Annotated in this window: 12 protein-coding genes and 1 riboswitch; of the genes, 9 read left to right on the forward strand and 3 right to left on the reverse strand. The window is 50.8% G+C overall.

Going from position 1 to position 14,097, the window contains the following annotated elements; translation table 11 throughout:
• Window positions 1-68: 68 nt before the first annotated feature.
• The 3 genes from ACIP6T_RS08775 (at window position 69) to ACIP6T_RS08785 (ending at window position 3,642) form a co-directional block, all read left to right on the forward strand.
• Window positions 69-1,352, forward strand: coding sequence for an MFS transporter (locus ACIP6T_RS08775; protein WP_097096689.1), 1,284 nt, complete (start codon window positions 69-71; stop codon window positions 1,350-1,352).
• A 44-nt stretch (window positions 1,353-1,396) separates the two neighbouring features.
• Window positions 1,397-2,857, forward strand: coding sequence for a mannitol dehydrogenase family protein (locus ACIP6T_RS08780; RefSeq protein ID WP_097096688.1), 1,461 nt, complete (start codon window positions 1,397-1,399; stop codon window positions 2,855-2,857).
• 98 nt (window positions 2,858-2,955) lie between these two features.
• Window positions 2,956-3,642 (forward strand): GntR family transcriptional regulator, encoded by a 687-nt coding sequence (locus ACIP6T_RS08785; protein ID WP_097096687.1) that lies wholly within the window; start codon window positions 2,956-2,958, stop codon window positions 3,640-3,642.
• Window positions 3,643-3,732: 90 nt separating this feature from the next.
• Here the strand turns inward: ACIP6T_RS08785 and fbaB are convergent, their stop codons facing one another.
• The 3 genes from fbaB to thiM all read right to left on the reverse strand — a co-directional run bounded on the left by fbaB (window position 3,733) and on the right by thiM (window position 6,515).
• On the reverse strand, window positions 3,733-4,785 hold the full coding sequence (fbaB, locus tag ACIP6T_RS08790) for a class I fructose-bisphosphate aldolase (protein WP_400456440.1): 1,053 nt from the start codon (window positions 4,783-4,785) through the stop codon (window positions 3,733-3,735).
• A gap of 147 nt (window positions 4,786-4,932) precedes the next feature.
• Window positions 4,933-5,733 (reverse strand): bifunctional hydroxymethylpyrimidine kinase/phosphomethylpyrimidine kinase, encoded by an 801-nt coding sequence (gene thiD, locus ACIP6T_RS08795; protein WP_400456442.1) that lies wholly within the window; start codon window positions 5,731-5,733, stop codon window positions 4,933-4,935.
• Entirely contained in the window at window positions 5,730-6,515 is a 786-nt protein-coding gene (gene thiM, locus ACIP6T_RS08800) for a hydroxyethylthiazole kinase (RefSeq protein ID WP_400456444.1), read from the reverse strand. The genes thiD and thiM overlap by 4 nt, the downstream gene beginning before the upstream one ends.
• 33 nt (window positions 6,516-6,548) lie before the next feature.
• Window positions 6,549-6,644, reverse strand: a riboswitch (TPP riboswitch).
• 381 nt (window positions 6,645-7,025) lie between these two features.
• On the opposite strand from thiM, the gene ACIP6T_RS08805 reads away from it, so the two are divergent.
• From ACIP6T_RS08805 to ACIP6T_RS08830, 6 genes are all read left to right on the forward strand, one after another.
• Window positions 7,026-8,498, forward strand: coding sequence for a flagellin (locus ACIP6T_RS08805; protein ID WP_400456446.1), 1,473 nt, complete (start codon window positions 7,026-7,028; stop codon window positions 8,496-8,498).
• 127 nt (window positions 8,499-8,625) lie between these two features.
• Entirely contained in the window at window positions 8,626-9,750 is a 1,125-nt protein-coding gene (locus ACIP6T_RS08810) for an RNA-guided endonuclease InsQ/TnpB family protein (RefSeq protein WP_400457110.1), read from the forward strand.
• 1,391 nt (window positions 9,751-11,141) lie between these two features.
• On the forward strand, window positions 11,142-11,510 hold the full coding sequence (locus tag ACIP6T_RS08815; protein WP_400456447.1) for a hypothetical protein: 369 nt from the start codon (window positions 11,142-11,144) through the stop codon (window positions 11,508-11,510).
• Window positions 11,507-11,974: a hypothetical protein gene (locus tag ACIP6T_RS08820; RefSeq protein WP_400456449.1), complete on the forward strand. Its 468-nt coding sequence runs from the start codon at window positions 11,507-11,509 to the stop codon at window positions 11,972-11,974. Before ACIP6T_RS08815 ends, ACIP6T_RS08820 begins: the two co-directional genes overlap by 4 nt.
• A gap of 17 nt (window positions 11,975-11,991) precedes the next feature.
• Window positions 11,992-12,408 (forward strand): hypothetical protein, encoded by a 417-nt coding sequence (locus tag ACIP6T_RS08825; protein ID WP_400456451.1) that lies wholly within the window; start codon window positions 11,992-11,994, stop codon window positions 12,406-12,408.
• 271 nt (window positions 12,409-12,679) lie between these two features.
• Window positions 12,680-13,945 carry a primase-helicase family protein gene (locus tag ACIP6T_RS08830; RefSeq protein ID WP_400456452.1) on the forward strand — a complete coding sequence of 422 codons (1,266 nt, stop codon included), beginning with the start codon at window positions 12,680-12,682 and terminating at the stop codon, window positions 13,943-13,945.
• The last annotated feature ends 152 nt before the right edge of the window (window positions 13,946-14,097 follow it).

Consider the following 14,097-nt stretch of genomic DNA (forward strand, 5'->3'; position numbering starts at 1 on the left):
AGGTGTCCCCATGCCGGTCATAACCCGCCGGCATTATTACTATAAAAAATGACGATGACGGAGTTTCTATGTTTAAGAACCTGCGCTGGACCCTCGTACTGCTGTTGTTCCTGGTGTTTATGATCAATTACCTCGATCGTATCGCCCTCTCGCTGACCGTACCTTTGGTGGAAAAAGACCTGACGATTAACGCCGAACAGTTCGGCATGATTTTCGGCAGCTTCTTCTTTGGTTACGCCCTTTTCAACTTTATCGGTGGCTTAGCGACCGATAAATTCGGCCCGACCATCGTACTCGGCACCGCCGTCGGCATGTGGTCACTGTTCTGCGGCCTGACCGCCATGGCAACCGGCTTCTGGTCAATGATGATTCTGCGCGTGCTGTTTGGCATGGCGGAAGGGCCGATTTCTGCCTCGGCGAACAAGGCCATTAACGGCTGGTTCCCGAAAAAACAAGCCGCGACGGCGATGGGTTTACTGAGTTCGGGTTCACCGCTGGGCGGCGCTGTTGCTGGGCCGATTGTCGGCTATCTGGCACTGTCGTTCGGCTGGCGTCCGGCGTTTGTCGTCATCGCCGCAATTGGTTTCGTGTGGCTGGCGCTGTGGTTCTTCTTTGCTGCAGATAACCCGGCGAAAAGTAAACGCGTATCCCCAGAAGAGCGTGCGCTGGTGGAAAAACTGAAAGCCGAAGAACCGGCTGACGTTATCGACCCGAGCGGCAACGCGCACGGACTGGGTTTCTACCTGCGCCAGCCGATCATTCTGGTCACCGCGTTTGCCTTCTTCTGCTACAACTACATTCTGTTCTTCTTCCTGAGCTGGTTCCCGGCGTATCTGGTGCAGGCGCATGGCCTCGATATCAAAGCGATGAGCATCACCACCATGATCCCGTGGATTGTCGGTTTCGTGGGACTGGCGCTGGGTGGCTGGATTTCCGATAAGATTTTCAACCTCACCGGTAAACTGCTGCTATCACGCAAAATTGTGCTGGTGGTTTCACTTACTGCCGCCGCTATTTGCGTAGCGCTGGCAGGTACGATAAAAGAGGTCAACTCGGCGGTGATCATGATGTCGATCTCCATCTTCTTCCTCTACATCACCGGCGCGATTTACTGGGCAATCGTGCAGGACGTGGTGCACAAAAGCCGTGTCGGCAGTATCAGCGGCTTTATCCATCTGATTGGTAGCTTGTCAGGCGTTATCGGCCCTGTCGTCACCGGTTTCATCGTACAACACTCGGGTAAATTCGACAGTGCGTTTATCCTGGCAGGTGCAGTGGCGGGTGTCGGTGCCCTGCTGGTGCTGCTGGTGATTCGTGAACCCAAGGCCAACAACAAACCAGTTTCGGTGTAATTCTCGTGGGGCGCTCAGCGCCCCATTTGCTAAAAGGAATGATTATGTTAGAGCTTGAACGCCTCCCCGCTGATGTACAACGCCCTTCTTACGATCGCACACAACTCAAAACCCGTATGGTGCACATTGGCTTTGGTGCGTTTCATCGTGCGCATCAGGCGCTTGCGACCGATAAACTGGCCGCACAGGGCAGCGACTGGGGCTATTGTGAAGTGAATCTCAACAGCGGCGAGCTGATTCAGGCGCTGCGTCAGCAGGATTTGCTCTACACGCTGACGGAAATGGCCGATGAGACGTTGCACACGCGCGTGATTGGCGTGGTGACGCAGGCGCTGCACGGCAAAAGTGACGGCATTGAGGCGGTGATTGAAGCCATGAGCCAGCCGGAAGTGGCAATTGTCTCGATGACGGTGACCGAGAAAGGCTATTGCTATATGCCCTCCAGCGGCAAGCTGAATCCCGATCATCCGGATATCGTGCATGACCTCGCACATCCAACGGCACCACGTTCGTTACCGGGGCTGATTCTGGCGGCGATTATTCGCCGTCGTGAACGTAATCTACCGCCGTTTAGCGTGATGTCATGCGACAACATGCCGGAAAACGGCCACGTCACGCGCAATGTGGTGACTCAGCTGGCGGAGCGCCATAGCCCGGCACTGGCGGCCTACATCCAGACGCACATCACGTTCCCTTCAACCATGGTGGATCGCATCGTTCCGGCCATGACCGATGCGGCATTCGACACGCTGAGCGCACGTTTAGGCAGCCGCGATCCAGTGGCGGTGGAAGCCGAACCGTTCTTTCAATGGGTGATTGAGGACAACTTCGTAAACGGTCGCCCGGCCTGGGAAAACGCCGGCGCGGAGCTGGTCAGCGACGTATTACCGTTTGAGGAGATGAAGCTGCGCATGCTGAACGGTAGCCATTCGTTCCTCGCCTATCTTGGCTTTCTTGCCGGTTACGACCACATCAGCGATTGCATGGCTGATGCCAGCTATCGCCAGGCGGCACGTGCATTGATGTTGCAGGATCAGGCACCTACGCTGCGTACGCAAGGCGTCGATCTCGAGGCCTATGCCAACTCACTGATTGCACGCTACGAAAATCGCGCCATTAAGCATCGCACTTATCAGATCGCCACCGACGGCACGCAAAAACTGCCGCAGCGTTTGCTCGATAGCGTGCGCTGGCATCTGCGCAACGGCACCTCATGCGATTATCTGCTGCTGGGTGTAGCTGGCTGGATGCGCTATGTCAGCGGTGTGGACGAGCAAGGCGCGCCGATTGAGATCCGTGATCCGCTGAAAGATCGGTTGGCGGACATCGTGGCCAACAGTGAGGAAGGCGCAGCGCGCGTCAAAGCGCTGTTGGGGCTGAAGGCGGTGTTCGGCGACGATCTGCTGCAGCACACCGCCTTTGTCACCCGTGTGACCGAGCTCTATCAGCAGTTAGTGAATCAGGGCGCGCGCGCCACGGTGCATGCCCTTGTCACACAAGGCTAAGCGCCTTCATAAATGAGTAGCGCAGACGCAGCGTGCTGATTAGACTGAACCTTTCTCATCGGGCTGGCACATGCCAGCCGTAATACGGATATTGCTGCATGTCGACTGCCTATACCATAACCACCAGCGAACCGGTAAATCAGCAGATCTATCGTTACCTGCGTAAAGATATCGTGACCTGTGTCATTCATCCGGGCTCGCTGCTGTCGGAGAAGGAAGTGTCGGCGCGCTTTAACGTTTCCCGTCAGCCGGTACGAGAAGCTTTTATTAAACTGGCCGAAGCTGGATTGGTACAGGTTTTACCGCAGCGCGGCACTTTCGTGCGCAAGATTTCCGCTCAGCGCGTGGCCGACGGCCGTTTTATCCGTGAAGCGGTAGAGATTGCTGTCGTCCGCCGCGCCGCGCAGGAGATTGATGCAGCGGGACTGATGGCGCTGGAGCACAATCTGCAGCTGCAGCGTTTGGCCGCTGAACGGCATGACAGTCAGGCTTTTTTAGCGCTGGACGATGAGTTCCATCGCTTAATTGCCGAAGGGATCCATTGCCTGCTGGCATGGGAAACGGTGGAAAATATTAAAGCCACCATGGATCGCGTACGCTTTCTGACGCTGAGTGAAGTCTCACCGCCGGAACGGTTGATTCAGCAGCACGAAGATATTTTCAATGCGTTGAAAGCGCATGATGTTGAAGCCGCTGAAAGCGCGATGCGCCGCCATTTACAGGAAATGATTTTGACCATCACGCCCATCGCCGAGCGCAACAGCGAGTGGTTTGAGGCGCCTTAATGCTAAGAGGTCGCCATGAATGGCGACCCTACGATATGCATAATATTCAATGTGTTGTAGGGTCAGCATTTATGCTGACCTTTCACGCAATCACGCAATCGACACATCTTTCGACAAATAGACATCTTGCACCGCATTAATCAACTGCACGCCCTCTTTCAGCGACTTCTTAAACGCTTTACGGCCAAGGATCAGCCCCATACCGCCCGCACGCTTGTTGATCACCGCCGTACGCACCGATTCAGCGATATCTGTTTCACCGGCAGAGGCGCCGCCTGAGTTAATCAAACCTGCGCGCCCCATATAGCAGTTCGCCAACTGATAACGTACCAAATCAATCGGATTTTCCGTGGTCAGTTTGCTGTACACGCGCTCATCGGTGTGACCAAATTTCACGGCGTTATAGCCACCATTATTCTCAGCCATCTTCTGCTTAACGATATCTGCACCGATGGTGGCCGCCAGATGGTTGGCCTGGCCGGTCAGGTCGGCGCTGGCGTGATAATCTACCCCCTCCTTCTTGAATGCATCATTACGCAGATAGGCCCACAGCACCGTCACCATTCCCAGCTCGTGTGCGCGTTCAAACGCCGCAGAGATCTCTTCAATCTGCCGACGTGATTGTTCAGAGCCAAAATAGATGGTGGCGCCAACGGCTACCGCACCTAAATTAAACGCCTGCTCCACGCTGGCATACAGCGTTTGATCGTATTGCGTTGGATAGCTCAGGGTTTCGTTATGGTTCAGCTTCACCATAAACGGGATACGGTGCGCGTAGCGACGCGAAACCGAAGCCAAAACGCCATATGTGGACGCCACGCAGTTGCAACCGGCTTCAATCGCCAGTTCAACGATGTTTTTCGGATCGAAATAGGCAGGATTGGCAGCAAACGATGCGCCCGCCGAGTGCTCCACGCCCTGATCGACCGGTAGAATGGATAAATAGCCGGTGCCCGCCAGACGTCCGGTGTTGTACAGGGTTTGCATGTTGCGTAATACGGTAGGAGAACGATTGTTGTCGATCATCACACGATCAACATAATCCGAGCCGGGTAAATAGAGGCTGTCCGCTGGAATGGTCATGCAGCGATGTTGAAGAAGGCTATCCGCCTCTTTGCCCAATAACTGTACGATGTCCGTCATGTTCGCTCCTGATAAATGGCTGGATTGGAACCGACACCTGTCGATTCCCCCCCAACAGCCTGGACCGGAATGCCGCAGGCTGGCAAATTGCTGACTCCATTTTTCAGACGGATTCGCAGTGAAAAAGCGGCAATCTGGCGTTACGCCCTACCACCACTGATGGAAATGGTGCACTGGCCCAATGCCTTTGCCCACTTCCAGCGAATCGGCATGCAGCAGCGCCTGCTGCAGCCAGGCTTTGGCTTCAGCCACCGTCGCCGCCCAATCATTATGCCGTGGCCGCAGTGCGGCCAGCGCCGCTGAGAGTGAACAACCGGTGCCGTGCGTGTGTTGGGTATTGACGCGCGGCGCGGTAAAACGCTGGCGTCCCGCGCGGGTGATCAGCCAATCCGGGCTCTCGGCATCACTAAGATGTCCCCCTTTCATCAGTACCGCCTCACAGCCAAGATCCAGCAGCGCATCGCCCTGCTGCAGCATGGTTTTTTCATCCTGCGCCATAGCGCGCCCCAACAGTGCTGCGGCTTCCGGCAGGTTCGGCGTGATCAGCGAGACCTGCGGCAGCAGCAGTTCGCGTACGCTGGCTACCGCATCCGGCGACAGCAGCGCATCGCCACTTTTGGCAATCATTACCGTATCCAGCACCACAAACGGCAGGCTGGCGCGTTTCAGCCGCTCGACCACCACTTCAACGATCGCCGTTTCTGCCAACATGCCGATCTTTGCGCTATCAATGCGCACATCGTCCAGCACCGAATCGAGCTGCGCGGCAACAAAATCGGGTTCGATACGATAAACCGACTGCACGCCGCAGGTATTCTGCGCCACCAGCGCAGTGATGACGCTGGTGCCATACGCGCCCAGCGCGGAGAAGGCTTTCAAATCGGCCTGGATACCGGCGCCGCCACTTGGATCGGTACCGGCGATGGTTAATGCGTTGATGCGTTTCATACTGTCATCTCCAGCGTCCAGAGCGCATCAAGAAAAGCCGACGCAAAACTGCCCGGCCCCTCGACTTGACGCGCCGTGATTTCACCGGCTAGCGACATCACACGACAGGCAGCGGCCACATGCAGCAGACGCTCGCCCGGTAAGCTGGTGAAAGCCGCCACCACCGCCGACAACGCGCAACCGGTGCCGACCACCCGCGTCATCAGCGGACTCCCGCCGGGGATCGCCAACGTTTGAGTGCCATCGGTAACGTAATCCACTTCGCCGGTTACGGCGACGACAGTGTCATAGTCACGCGCCAGCTGTTGCGCAGCGCTCAGCGCGGCATCGGCCTGATGCAGACTATCCACGCCACGACCGCCCGTTGCCTGATTAGCCAGGGCGAGAATTTCTGAGGCGTTACCACGAATCGCCGCCGGATGCAGACCAAGCAGCTGCTGGCAGAATTCGGTGCGCAGCGTTAATGCGCCGACCGCGACCGGATCCAGCGTCCACGGCGTGCCGGCTTTTTGCGCGGCCTGCACCGCCGCTAACATCGCGTCTCGACGATCGCGCGTAAGCGTGCCGACGTTTATCAATAACGCATCGGCAAACCCGGCAAACTGCGCGGCCTCTTCAGCATCAATCACCATCGCCGGAGAAGCGTGCAGCACCAGCAATACATTGGCGGTAAAGGTTTGCACCACGTCGTTGGTCATACAGTGCACCAGTGGCGCTTGCTGTCGCAGGAGAAGCAAGGATTGCGCGAGTTGCGCAGTGGAGAGAAGGTTAGGCTGTGTCATAAAGCTCCCAACCGGCGATCAAGAAGGCGAATGCGGTCAGGCATCTGACTTCCCTACGCTGGCATTATCCAGATCAGGTCAGCGGGTGTATCTCAGCCCTGTTTAACAGGGGCACCCCGAGTCATTAAAGTAAATCTCTCATTACTTATCACCAGCATAAGGGAAGTGTCGCTTGCAAAGCAAGCTGGCCTAACCACATTCGCCTTCTTGCTCGCCGGAAACAGGTAAAGCCACAATACCTCACCTTTGACCTCACGTTTTACCTCACCTTTGACCTCACCTAGGGATTATCCAAAGGATTTAATAAATGACCCAACGTGCCGATTAACAAAGATGCCTGGTTGACAGGCTGCCTGATGCAACCCCTGCCGAACGTGAGTTTGTAAAAAGAAATAAAAAGGAAGTTAAAGTTTTTCTGGGGGGTGACGATAGTAGGTATGACGGCGCTGAAGCCGAAGGGGTTTAAGCCCAAACCTTAACCAAATGACTTGATTAATAGGAACTTTTACCATGGCTCAAGTAATTAACACCAACAGCCTCTCGCTGATCACTCAGAACAACATCAACAAGAACCAGTCTGCTCTGTCTACCTCTATCGAGCGTTTGTCTTCTGGTCTTCGTATCAACAGCGCGAAAGATGACGCTGCTGGTCAAGCGATTGCGAACCGCTTCACTTCTAACATCAACGGCCTGACTCAGGCCGCTCGTAACGCCAACGACGGTATCTCACTGGCGCAGACCACTGAAGGCGCACTTTCAGAAATCAACAACAACTTACAGCGCGTTCGTGAACTGACTGTTCAGGCGCAGAACGGAACCAACTCTGATTCTGACCTGTCTTCAATCCAAGACGAAATCAAATCACGTCTGGACGAAATTGACCGTGTTTCAGGTCAGACTCAGTTCAACGGCGTGAACGTTCTGGCAAAAGATAGCGCTATGAAAATTCAGGTAGGCGCTAATGATGGCCAAACGATCGATATTGACCTGAAGAAAATTGATTCGTCCACGCTAAACCTGTCTGGATATAGTGTTAAAAACAATGATGCCGTAACTACAAGTGCTGCTATTACCTCAATTGGCGGAACTAGTTCAACATCTACAATTGATACATCAGCTACAACCTTGTCTACTGATGCAGCAGCAGGAACTGGAGCTGCAATTGAAGGTGTATACAAAGATACGAATGGCGATTATTTTGCTAACGTGACTGGCGGAGATAACCCTGGTTATTACGCTGTTGCAGTAGCAAATGACGGTAAGGTTACCATGGCTACAGGCGCAACAGCTGAAGCTACTACGCCTACAGGTCTTACCAAAGAAACAAGCATTACAACAACAACTGGCGGTAACACTGTTACTTTTGGAACAGACACTGCTACAGCATCTCTGGGAACTGTTAGCCTCGTTAAATTGCAGGATGCTAATGGTAAAGATACCGATACTTATGCATTAAAAGATGCTACGGGTAATCTTTATGCGGCAACTGTAGATGCATCTGGCAAGGCCTCTGTCAAAACAGCTAGTTATACTGATGCCGATGGTAAATCTGTTACTGATGCTGTAGTTAAGTTAGGAGGCACTGATGGAAAAACTGAGGTAGTAGCCGATGCTGCTTCAGGTAAAACCTATGCGGCTGCTGATTTGGCAGGTGCTGACCTGTCCAGCGCTACAAACACAGTAGAAGCAGTTGCAGACGGTAAAACCGCTGATCCTCTTGCTGCCTTGGATGCTGCTATCGCGCAAGTAGATAAGTTCCGTTCAAGCTTGGGTGCAGTTCAAAACCGTCTGGACTCATCTATCACCAACCTGAACAACACCACAACAAACCTGTCTGAAGCACAGTCCCGTATTCAGGATGCTGACTACGCAACTGAAGTTTCAAACATGTCTAAAGCACAGATCATCCAGCAGGCAGGTAACTCAGTGTTGGCCAAAGCTAACCAGGTTCCACAGCAGGTATTATCTCTGCTTCAGGGCTAATAGCTCAAGCCTCCCCGCATTCGCGTGGGGGCTTTATTTTCAATCGTAAAAGCATTGCTATTACAGTGTGTTTACTGATGAAATACTCCCGATTTTAAGTCCACTTTTAGGTTGCATAGTTGTCGAAATGATCAGGCGCCAAGCATACAAGTTTCAATTGAAACCAACTCCAGAACAAATTGCTTCTATGAGGTCATTTGCTGGTGCTTGTCGTTTTGTGTATAACCGTGCTCTAACAATGCAAAGCGACATTTGGCGAAATGGTGATCGCTACATCCCTTATAATAAAATGGCACCATGGCTAGTTGAATGGAAAAGCCAAGAAGAAATGTCATGGTTGAGCAATGCCCCTTCCCAGATCCTTCAACAATCATTGAAGGATCTTGATAAAGCATTCAACAATCTCTTTGCACGTAGAGCAACCTTCCCTTCTCCAAAAAAGAAAGGCAGAAATGATGCTTTCCGTTACCCTATACAGCGTGTGAAGCTGGATGAAGGCAATGAAAGAATTCAATTGCCTAAGTTAGGTTGGGTGCGTTATAGAAAAAGCCGCTCCATTACAGGCGTGATCAAAAATGTCACAGTTTCAATGAAGCTGGACAAGTGGTATGTGAGTTTACAGACCGAATGTGAGGTTAATGAGTTTTCATCCCAACAGTCCTCAATAATTGGACTCGATGTAAGTAACATCGAATGCATCACGACTTCTGAAGGGACTGATTTTTTGTCTCAAGAATCTTTATCTAAAATGGAAAAGTCTCTTGAGAAAAACATTAAGCGTCTGCGCAAGAAGAAGAAATTTAGCTCTAATTGGGTCAAACAAAGATACAAAGTAAACCGCTTGTTAAATCGCATCTCGAATATGCGTAAAGACCATTTCCATAAGATTTCAACAACACTAAGCAAAAACCACGCGATTGTTGTGATCGAAAATCTCGAGGAGGCGACCTCTTTATTTAAGCATCCTAAGAGCACTAAACATTTCCTGTCCAACAAGACTTATGAATTGAAAAGGCAGCTTGATTACAAGCTGAATTGGAATGGCGGCGAACTTGTTACCGTGCGCGAACGCGATAACAATTTCAAGCCAGTTTCAGATGACGCCTCAAGCAACCATTATAGCAAGCTTAGGGCTGAAAAGATTTTAGCGGCAGGGCATGCCGTTATTGCCTGTGGAGGAGCGGAGTTGTTAGGCCATCCAATGAAACAGGAACCCTCAGAAGATAGCAAAAACACCGTTATCCTGCTGTAGGCTCGGATTGTCCGCGCCGGATGTCAACGTCTGCCCTTAACTTTAAGTTATGTGGCAAAACAAAAAAGTGTCTAGCCATTTGTGAGCATACAACCGAGAAAAAAGCAATAAGTTTTTATTGACATTTAAATTTGTTTGTGGTATTTTACCGCCGAAGTTGCGAGCGATAGCGAGTATAGCAATGCTATTATTTAAATATTCTCTCTAGCTATGTTCCATGTAGTAGATGACTATCGTAGATAGGAGTCTACTACATGGAACATAGCTAGAGAATGTGTCCCTTCCTATTAAGGGTAGAGGGATAAGATCATTGAGTGTTTAGACTTATCACCTTACTCGAGTGATAACTAAAGTTAGTTCTAATCTCTCAGTTCTAACAGATGAAACACAACACAGTTAACAAACTTTAGATTGAACTTAACCTTAGAGGTTATCCTGCTGAGATAACTCAGCACATCTCACACTTCATGTAATCCACTCTAATCTCCAACTCTAACCCAACAACCAATTCTATTAAGCGTGCTTCTTTGAACGTCACAGGAGCTATCTGACCCATCTATAAATAGTTGCCCTGCTTACTTTGTGCCGTTCCACTAATTCCCTCACATTCATGCCTCTTCTAAAGTCCTGAAGAACCTTATCCTTGATTGAAAATGTGTGAGTTGAAGGCTTGCCCGGCTTACGTCCTGCAACCGTGCATAACTCCTTTCCAGAATCGGCACAAGCTACAGTTATGCGCTTATCTCCTGCACAGTGTTCTTTTCTGAATACCACAACACAGATTGGTAATGGTGATTTAACGCTCTCAAACCATGCAGGATGGCTGAACTTTACGCCACGGTGTAGAAACCTAATTTCATGGCAATGCGGGTTAGCGAACACGCCAGAGAGAAAATATGTAGTCCGGCTTTAATGCCGAAGATGCCTTGATCTGTTTATTCTGCCTTATTAAGAAACTTAGCCGCCATTGAGAAGCCAGGATTACAGAATGGCAGTCAACCCATCCACCACAAAGCCTCCAATAGACGCATCAGGAACGAATCTACATGACACAATTTACGATTTAAGTCAATATATTTATCTTGACATTTTGTGCTTTCTCTGTTAATATAAGAGCATAGGGTAAGCAAAGCGCAAGATACTTCTCGCTGAGTTTACTTATATCTAACGAGCTTTGAGCATCACTGTCCCAGCCGTGATTGCGTCACACAGCACCATTTCATAGCAAACCTTCACTAATCAGTGAGCCGCGGTATGCCAACCCCAACAAAATCTCCCACGCGATTGCCGCGCTCATTATCAAAACTGTCATCCAAGCAGTGTCTCCTTGATGAGCCGGGCTTTACTTTCGCGTGGGATTTTTCAATTAAATAAAAGGAAATCTCATACAGATGAGTGACAAAGACCTGAACTTTATCGAGACGTGGCTACCTCGTTTCGAATATCACGTTTACCGCGACCGCCTTCGTAGTCACAACCTCCCGACAACCCCAACCCGCGTGGCCTTCCTGTATTGGGCTGAACAGATGATGAAGCACTGCTTCACCTGGGAAGACTTCGCCGCCGAATGGGACAACGGCAATCCACACCGTGTGATCAATCAGTGGCTGGAATCTGGCCTTATTCAAAAGGACTTCTACAACGGCACCTGGTATTACGTCACCGAATACGCCGCAGACAGCAAATCACCGTTTACGTGCAAAAGCTGCAACCGAATCAACATCAAACGATTATTAGAAATCAAGGAGCAACAACAATGAAACCCTTCTCACTACCACCAGCAGCAGTAAAAGAAATCAAAGCCATCTATAAGGCAGAGCGAGACGGATACGTCTCTGAGTATGTTCGACGTCACTTGCGTGAGCGTGTCGAGTTGGCAGAACCCCACCCGGTGAGCTTAGTTCGTCTACAGGAGCACATCCTCAACGGATACCGAATCGCAGACCTGAGATCGCAGGATATCTTCATTCCGGGTAGCCCAATGATGCGAGTGGTATTAGACCGTCCTCAATCTGTCATCGATGCAGATCGTGCAGAGCTTATCACCCAAGCAGAAGCCGCACTGATGGAAGAAATCACCGACGAGATTACGCAGGCTTATGAGGCAGTTTATCGCGCTGAAATGGAAGCCAAAGCAGCAGAAGAAGCCGCAGCACTTGAAGCCGAAGCACCAACAATGCGCGAACGTATCCGTGCCGCGCTATCAGAGATTGAGGTGGGCTAATGTTCAATGAGTTTGCTATGAAAAAGAATCCTGAGCGCCTGGCAACGGCGAAACGTGCACCTTATTGCAAGATGATGGCAAAAGCACAGAGCGGCGTAGATTGGATCACAGGGGCGCGTCTGCGCAAACCGAGAATTGACCACGACCACGACATCGGACATTGCCGCCTCATTCTGAACTCTAACACCAATACATTTGAGGGACGGCTCAACGCTCTACTTAGTGCCACGCTTGAGCGCAGCCAATGGAGTGCAGCCCTGTTTAACTGCCATCCAGACATTTATCCCTCAGTGGTGGATCTCATCTATGAGTTTTGGCCCTACCAGGCAAAGGATGAGTTTATCAGACGTATCTTTCTCCGTATGGGCGTCTACTACAGCGCCGTATGGGAAGAAATGGGCCATCTCAAGTATGAAGTAGTGAATGGAAGCTGACTTACTGGAACTGGTGCGGTTGGGCCTCATCGAGCTACGTTACACAGCCGAAGGAACGCCAGTTATCTATCACATTGCAACAGACAGATTTTACTCCCTTCTCGATCTGCATCACCTCACATCATAGGTAATCAAATGAACAACACAGAACGCGGGATTCCACTTCGAATCCCCCAGGATTTACGCGCCGTTATTGACCAGCAGCGCGGCGATTTATCACAGCAGGCTTTCATCCTGAAACAGCTATACAATACTTTGGAGATCCCACGAAATGACCGAACCAGACCAGACTCAAGCCTTCGCTAATCATATGAATGTTAGCGGTTGGGTATTAACAGCCGATCCCCATCACGGCACCGTTTTATTCAATCTTCCAACTGGAATCAAGCTAACCGAACAATCTATTGCCGGAACATTCTATGAGTGGTCGGGTGGCAATGGTCGGGCACCGGGCATCACTGCCCTTCAGAAGACAAAGATACTCCCTTATGTGATCGGTCAGGAGTTCAACCCTGAAACATCAGACCGTTATTTCAAGTCAGGCGCTGGCTTCAACACCCTCAACACGTATACACCATTCTACCGTATACCTGAGAATCCTGAATTGGATAAAACCTTAGCGCCATACCACAATTTTATGTCCCACTGCTTTCCTGTTGAACAAGAGAGATCCGTGGTGGAGCTTTGGATTGCTCACATGTTGCAATATCCAGCGTATCGTAAACCGTGGCACCTGATGCTCACCGGGACAAAGGGAACAGGTAAAGGAACATTGGTTGAGATGCTTGAAATGATGACCCCCAACCATCAATCAGTTGATGATTTTGCTAAAGTTAACGACCTTCACAGCACCGTGTTCAATGGCACAATCCTGTTACACCTTAATGATGTTAAATCTCTGTCAGAATCTCAGCAGACCCGTATCAAAGCTAAACTATCTGATGCTTCTGTCAGTGTTCGCAGGCTCTACAAGGAGGCGGCTGTAGAGAAGATTTACACCAGAGTGATCCTTAGTAGCAATGATACCCGTCCTTTGCGCCTCGACGAAGAAGAACGCCGCTGGTTTTGTCCAAAACGTATGGAGAAGACACAGGACACTAAAGACTTCAAAGAGTGGTTAAGAGCAGGAGGTATCAACTTTGTTTACGATCACCTGATGTCACTGGATGTCTCCCCCCTACCAAACGTGGCACCTAAGACAGCCACTTTCTACGATATGGTAGAGGCAAGCCGATCAGTGCTGGATGTTGAGCTGGAGAGTTTTCTGGACAAGCACAAGGTATTTCAGATCGCGGCAGTGTCAGATCTCTTTGGGCGTGATAGCCAAATCGCCAGCCATAAACTTACGGAACACAACTACAAACGCTCCAGACCATTCCAGAAGGTAGTCTCTAAACGATACAAAACCACAACGAATACGTGGTTTTGGCACCATAAAGATCTATCTTTGGACAGAGTGAGGGACATTATCGACACCGGAGACGACCCTAGAGACGATGCGGAGACGACCCTGGAGACGGCCCACCAAATCTTCTAAAGCCAGTGATATCAAGGGAGCCTAGGCTGGAGACGATGGAGACGACCCTCCATCAAAACCTTTTTAAATTTATATAGTGATCATTTCCGGGACTCCCGGAGATGGGCATCTCACGCAAGCAAACTTTCCCCGCGAAAGTGCCGCTTTGCTTA

The sequence above is a fragment of the Pantoea sp. NPDC088449 genome, assembly GCF_044753225.1.
Classification (GTDB): domain Bacteria; phylum Pseudomonadota; class Gammaproteobacteria; order Enterobacterales; family Enterobacteriaceae; genus Pantoea; species Pantoea floridensis.

What these genes read in the sequence shown, in the direction of transcription:
- ACIP6T_RS08775 (WP_097096689.1), top strand. Translation starts at nt 69, where the DNA reads ATGTTTAAGAACCTGCGCTGGACCCTCGTACTGCTGTTGTTCCTGGTG.
- ACIP6T_RS08780 (WP_097096688.1), top strand. Translation starts at nt 1,397, where the DNA reads ATGTTAGAGCTTGAACGCCTCCCCGCTGATGTACAACGCCCTTCTTAC.
- ACIP6T_RS08785 (WP_097096687.1), top strand. Translation starts at nt 2,956, where the DNA reads ATGTCGACTGCCTATACCATAACCACCAGCGAACCGGTAAATCAGCAG.
- fbaB (WP_400456440.1), bottom strand. Translation starts at nt 4,785, where the DNA reads ATGACGGACATCGTACAGTTATTGGGCAAAGAGGCGGATAGCCTTCTT.
- thiD (WP_400456442.1), bottom strand. Translation starts at nt 5,733, where the DNA reads ATGAAACGCATCAACGCATTAACCATCGCCGGTACCGATCCAAGTGGC.
- thiM (WP_400456444.1), bottom strand. Translation starts at nt 6,515, where the DNA reads ATGACACAGCCTAACCTTCTCTCCACTGCGCAACTCGCGCAATCCTTG.
- ACIP6T_RS08805 (WP_400456446.1), top strand. Translation starts at nt 7,026, where the DNA reads ATGGCTCAAGTAATTAACACCAACAGCCTCTCGCTGATCACTCAGAAC.
- ACIP6T_RS08810 (WP_400457110.1), top strand. Translation starts at nt 8,626, where the DNA reads ATGATCAGGCGCCAAGCATACAAGTTTCAATTGAAACCAACTCCAGAA.
- ACIP6T_RS08815 (WP_400456447.1), top strand. Translation starts at nt 11,142, where the DNA reads ATGAGTGACAAAGACCTGAACTTTATCGAGACGTGGCTACCTCGTTTC.
- ACIP6T_RS08820 (WP_400456449.1), top strand. Translation starts at nt 11,507, where the DNA reads ATGAAACCCTTCTCACTACCACCAGCAGCAGTAAAAGAAATCAAAGCC.
- ACIP6T_RS08825 (WP_400456451.1), top strand. Translation starts at nt 11,992, where the DNA reads ATGAAAAAGAATCCTGAGCGCCTGGCAACGGCGAAACGTGCACCTTAT.
- ACIP6T_RS08830 (WP_400456452.1), top strand. Translation starts at nt 12,680, where the DNA reads ATGACCGAACCAGACCAGACTCAAGCCTTCGCTAATCATATGAATGTT.